Genomic DNA, 5,453 nt, shown 5'->3' with positions numbered 1-5,453 from the left:
GTGCCGCGCAGCAGCACGTCGTCCATCGCGAAGGCCGCGGCGCGGCCGGTGCGCACCATCTGGAAGGCGTCGGCATCGTCGGCGCCGGCGAGGATTTTCATCTCCAGGCTGCGCGCCTGGTTCGCCGCCGTGAGGTACTGCATGCTGGTGGTGGACACGGTGGTGGTCACGGCCCTGCCGCGCAGGTCGGCGACGCTGCGGATGTTGTCGGCGCTGCGGCTGAGCAGCCGGCTCGCGGCCACGAAGGTGGTGATCGAGAACGCCACCGACTTCTGCCGCTCCGCGGTGTTGGTGGTGACTCCGCATTCCAGGTCCACCGTGCCGTTGGCCACCATCGGCAGGCGGGTGGCCGAGCTCACCATCACCAGGCGGGCTTCGAGGCCGGGCAGGGCCAGCTTCTGGCGGATGGCATCGACCACCCGCTCGCAGATGTCGATGGAATAGCCGATCGGCCGCCGCCTGGCATCGAGGTAGGAAAACGGCACCGCGGCCACGCGATAGCCCAGCGACACCACGCCGGTTTCGCGGATCTTGCGCAGCGTCGGCGATTCCTGGGCCTGCGCCAGCAGGCCGAAGGCGCACAGCAGCAGGCCGACCAGCGCACGCACGCCGCCAGCGGCAAGCCGGCGACAACCGGCGGTCTGAACAGGAAGCGACAGGGTGCTCGCGATCACGGACATCGATGCGGCGAACGAAGGAGTGGAGGGCAGCAGGACTTCGCAAGACCCGCGCCAGGATTGTCGAGGGCGCCGCCGGCGCGGCATTCAGCGGCATCCAGCGGCCGGGGCCCGCATGGAGCGGCGCGAGTGTAGCGCTGGCAGCGCCGCGGCAGCTGCGTGCGAACCCGCAGGCCGGCCGGCTTCGGCGTGACACATGCACGGCCCGGCGGGCCGTCTCGGCCTCAGTCCGAGCCGGGTCTCCTGGGCGGGCTGATCCCCCTCGGGGGGACCACGCCGCCGGCGTGGAGGGGGCGGCCTCAGCCCTGCGCTGACAGGGAAGCCGGCGCGGACCCCAGCTTGAACACCGCCACCGCCGACACCAGCCGTTCGGCCAGCTGCTGCAGGCTGTCCGCCGCGGCCGCGCTTTGTTCGACCAGCGCGGCGTTGTGCTGCGTGGTGGTGTCCAGGTGATTCACGGCGGTGCTGACCTGCACCAGCCGGTCGGTCTGCGCCACCGTCACCGCGCTGATGCTGCCGATCAGGGCCGTCACTTCGCCGACCTGGGCCACGATGTCGCGCATCGTCGCACCGGCGTCGACCACCAGCGCCGAGCCGGCGGCCACTTCGGCCACGCTGGCGCCGATCAGCGCCTTGATTTCCTTGGCCGCATCGGCGCTGCGGCGGGCCAGCGTCTGCACCTCGCCGGCCACCGTGGCGAAGCCGCGGCCGTGGTCGCCCGCGCGTGCCGCTTCAACCGCGGCATTGAGCGCAAGGATGTTGGTCTGGAAGGCGATGCCTTCGATGATGGCGACGATCTCGGCGATCTTCTTCGAGCTGGCGCTGATGTCGCTCATGCGGGTGACGACGCGGCCGACCACGTCGCCGCCCTTCACCGCCACCGCGCTGGCGGCACCGGCCAGCGCGCTGGCGCGCCGCGCGCCGTCGGCGCTTTGCTGCACGGTGCTGCTGAGTTCGCCCATCGAGGCCGCGGCGCGCTGCAGGTTGCTGGCCTGCTCTTCCGTGCGGCGGCTCAGGTCGGCGTTGCCGGCGGCCACTTCGGTGCTGGCCAGGCGGATGTTGTCGGCGGTCAGGCGGATCTCGCCGACCACCGCTCTCAGGCGCTGCTGCATGCCGGCAATGGCCTGCAGCAGGCGGCCCATCTCGTCGCGGCCGCCGGCTTCCACCGGGCTGACCAGGTCGCCCTGGGCAATGCGTTCGGCCACCGCGACCACGCGGTCCAGCGGCCCGCACACCGCCCGCAAGGTCAGCCAGGCCAGCGGCAGGAACAGCGCCAGCAGCGTGCCCATCAGCCCCAGCTTGACGGCATCGGCCCAGGCCGCCTGCTGCTCGGCCTGCACGCGGATGGCTTCCACCTGCGCGAGCTGCAGCTTCGTCAGCGCGTCGACATTGCGCTGCATGTCCTTCACCGTGCCCTCGGCCCGCGCGGCGTAGGCCAGCGCCACCGCGCCGTCGAGCTGCGCGGCCTGCAGCTGCGCGGCAATCGGCCGGATCACGGCTGCGTAGTCGGCCACCAGCTTGACGTGCCGCGCCGTCAGCGCGCGCGCATCGTCCTTGGCGGCCTCGCCCTGAGCGATGCGTTCAGCCACCTGCTGGCTGGCGACCAGCGCCTGCTGCCATTCCTTGGCCAGGCGCTCGATCTCGACGGCGTTGGAGCTGCCGATGGCCATCATGCCGGACTCGAGCCGGCGCATCTGGGCCACGCTTTCGCGCAGTTCGCCGCCTTGCATCAAGGCGGTGCCGGACTGCGCCAGCACCTGGGCCGCGCTGCGGCGCTGGGCGCGGTCGCTGAGCGCATTGACCACCGCGGTGGCCAGCAGCGACGCGGTGACGATGCCTATCATCCAATGGAAGCGGGCGCGGATCGAGAAACGAGGGACCATGGTCAGTCGCAAATCCTGTTGATCCGGTTGATTCAGCAAGTCCCGTGCCGCGCGCCAGGCGGGTTCACCAGCTGTCCGAGCGCAGCACCAGGTCCCAGCGTTCGCTGCCAAGCCGGTAGATGCCGATCGAGCCGTAGCGCTGCTCGCCCGAGGCGTCGAAGCGCATCGTGCCGGTCACCGGCGCATGGCCGTCGAACTGCTTCAACCGGGCGAGCAGTGCGGCCTTGTCGATCGAGCCGTTGCGGGCCAGCGCATCGGCGACGACGAACACCGCGTCGTAGGTGTAGTGCGCGCCGTACACCGGCTCGTGCCGGAAGCGCTGGCGGAAACGTTCGAGAAAGGCCTTGCCCTGCATGAATTCACGCGCCTCCAGGATCGGCGAGGCCGCATACACGCCGCCCACCTTGCGTGCGGCTCCGAGCAGCGCCGGGGTCTTCAAGGTGTCGCCGCCCAGGATGCGCATGCGCGTCAGGCCGGCCTGGGCCAGGCTGTCGATCAGCGCCTTGATCTGGAAATCCGCCAGCGTCGTCACCAGCAGGTCGACGCGGGCCTGGGCCAGCGCGCCGACGAGTTCGCCGAACTCGGTGGTCTTGTTGTCCATGCCGCGGCGCAGCGCGATGGTCTTGCCGGCTTTGGTGATCACCGTCGCGGCCTGGTCGGCCAGGCCCTTGCCGTAGGGCGTGCCGTCGTCGACGACGGCGAAGCGTTCGACGCCCGGCATCTGCAGCGCATAGCTGCCCATCGCCACGGACTGCATGTCGTCGTTGGCCACGAGGCGCAGCGTGGTCGGCAGGCCCTGGCGCGTGTACTCCGGCTTGGTCGAGATGGCCAGCTGCGGAATGCCGGCGCGTGCGTACAGCGGCGCGGCCGGGATGCTGACGCCTGAATTCAGGTGGGCCACCGCGACCAGCACGTCCTGGTCCACCAGGTGCTGCGCGGCGATCTTTCCGTCGACCGGACTGGCCTTGTCGTCCATGCTCACCACCGCCAGCTTCACGCGCTTGCCCGCGATCAGCACGCCGCCTTCGGCATTGATCTGCTCGACGGCGATCACCACGCCGTCCAGCAGGTCCTGACCCTGCGGCGCCAGCGGGCCGCTGAAAGGCGCGGCGACGCCGATGCGCAGCGTGTCCGGCAAACGCGGCCAAGCCAGAAAGGCGGCACCGCCCAAGGCCATGGCGATGGCGGCGATGACGATGCGGCTTGCTCTCATGCAGACGCTCCTGACGGGTGCGGGGGTCGCGGCAGGCCACACCGGCGGGCCCTTGCGGGGCCGCACCGGCGTGGCACCAGGCCGGGCTTCAGAAGTTGTGGCGCACGCCCACCGCAAAGGACTTGAAGTCGCCACCGTAGAGGCCGGCCTTGCCGTCGTCGATCTTGGTCACGAAGCCGTAGACCTTGGTGCGCTTGCTCAGCAGGTAGTTGTAGCCCAGCGTGTACTGCCGCGCGTCGCTGTCGGCAATGTTGCCGGTGTCACCGGCCGAGCCGACGTTGACGTGGAACTCGCTCAGGTCCAGCGTGTACATCGCGGACAGGCGCACGTTGGTGCGGTTGCCCGCGCCAAAGGCGTTCTTGTCGCGCTGCACGTAGCCGCCGAAGCCGAACGGGCCGGCGCTGTAGAACGCACGCAGCGCCACCTGGTTCTTCTTGGTCGTGGTGGTGTCGGCCAATTCGTAGCCCAGGCCCAGCTGCAGCCCGCCGACGCTGTAGTTCACCGCGAAGTCGTAGTTGTTCTTCTGGCCGGTCACGCCTTCATGCAGCAGCACGGCGCCTTCGATGCTCAGGTCCTTGGCGAACTCGGGCAGGCGGTAGGCGATCTTGTTGGCATCGCGGCCGAGGTAGGCGTAAAACGCGTCCGACGAGGTGCCGGTGTCGTGGTTGTGGTTGCTGACGTAGTCGGCCGTGGCGAAGTAGGCCTCGCTGAAGTAGCGGCCCAGGCGCAGCGTGCCGAAGCCGCCGGACAGGTTCACTTCGCTGCGGCGGCCGAAAAAGGTGGCCGCGGCAACGCCGGTGTCGGCCGCCCAACCGCTTTCTAGGTTGAAGCCGGCCTTCAGGCCGCCGCCCAGGTCCTCGGAGCCACGAACGCCCCAGCGCGAGGAGTTGTTCTGCAGCACGGTCTTGGAGCCGTCGCTGCCGGCCTTCTGGTTTTCGACCGTCAGGTTGACGCGGCCGTACAGCGTGACATTGCTCTGGGCGGAAGCGGCCAGGGCGGTGAGGGACAACGCGGCCGCCAGGCCGATGCGACTGAGGGAGTGTTTCATGTTCGAGGATTCTCTGGAGTGAAGGGGTTGGGAATCAGGTGCGTGCCGTTCAATTCAGGGGGGCCTTCTTGCCGTCCTTGTAGACGTACAAGGTCATCGCCGGGTTCTTCAGCTCACCATCGGCCTCGAAGCCGATCTTGGTCGTCACGCCCTGGTAGCTGACGGCGGCCAGCTTCGGCAGGTAGACCTTCGGGTCGGCCGAGCCGGCGTCGACCATGGCCTGCACCAGCACGCCCACGGCGTCGTAGGTGTACGGTGAGTAGACCTGGAACTGGTTCGGGTACTTCTTGTCGTAGCGTTCCTTCCAGGTCTTGCCGCTGGGCATCTTGTCCAGCGAGGCGCCGCCTTCGGCGCAGATCACGTTGCCCAAGGTCTTGGCACCGCCCGACAGCTCGGCCAGCTTGGCCGTGCAGATGCCGTCGCCGCCGAAGAACTTGACGTTCGACAGACCCAACTGCTCCATCTGGCGCAGCATGGGGCCGGCCTGCGGATCCATGCCGCCGTAGAAGATGCCGTCCGGTGCCTTGGACTTGATGGCCGTCAGGATGGCCATGAAGTCGGTCGCCTTGTCGGTGGTGAACTGCTCGTCGACGATGGTGATGCCCTTGGCAGCCGCCGTCTTCTTGAACACC

At 69.1% G+C, this 5,453-nt stretch carries 5 protein-coding genes; all 5 read right to left on the bottom strand.

Annotation, left to right across the window (positions count from 1 at the left end; all coding sequences use genetic code 11):
- On the bottom strand, nt 1-680 hold a 680-nt coding region (locus VLK61_RS12125), incomplete at its 3' end, for an amino acid ABC transporter substrate-binding protein (protein ID WP_325421466.1).
- A 296-nt stretch (nt 681-976) separates the two neighbouring features.
- Nucleotides 977-2,560: a methyl-accepting chemotaxis protein gene (locus VLK61_RS12120; RefSeq protein WP_325421464.1), complete on the bottom strand. Its 1,584-nt coding sequence runs from the start codon at nt 2,558-2,560 to the stop codon at nt 977-979.
- Nucleotides 2,561-2,624: 64 nt separating this feature from the next.
- Nucleotides 2,625-3,773, bottom strand: a complete 1,149-nt coding sequence (locus VLK61_RS12115) for a branched-chain amino acid ABC transporter substrate-binding protein (protein WP_325421462.1) — start codon at nt 3,771-3,773, stop codon at nt 2,625-2,627.
- An 88-nt stretch (nt 3,774-3,861) separates the two neighbouring features.
- Nucleotides 3,862-4,821 (bottom strand): porin, encoded by a 960-nt coding sequence (locus tag VLK61_RS12110; protein WP_325421460.1) that lies wholly within the window; start codon nt 4,819-4,821, stop codon nt 3,862-3,864.
- 49 nt (nt 4,822-4,870) lie between these two features.
- Nucleotides 4,871-5,453, bottom strand: a 583-nt coding sequence (locus tag VLK61_RS12105) for a branched-chain amino acid ABC transporter substrate-binding protein (RefSeq protein ID WP_325421459.1), incomplete at its 5' end; no start/stop codon positions are given.

This window comes from Aquabacterium sp. (assembly GCF_035476535.1).
Classification (GTDB): Bacteria; Pseudomonadota; Gammaproteobacteria; order Burkholderiales; family Burkholderiaceae_C; genus Pseudaquabacterium.
The sequence above is the reverse complement of the archived record's forward strand: the minus strand, read 5'-3'. Positions and strand labels throughout refer to the sequence as shown.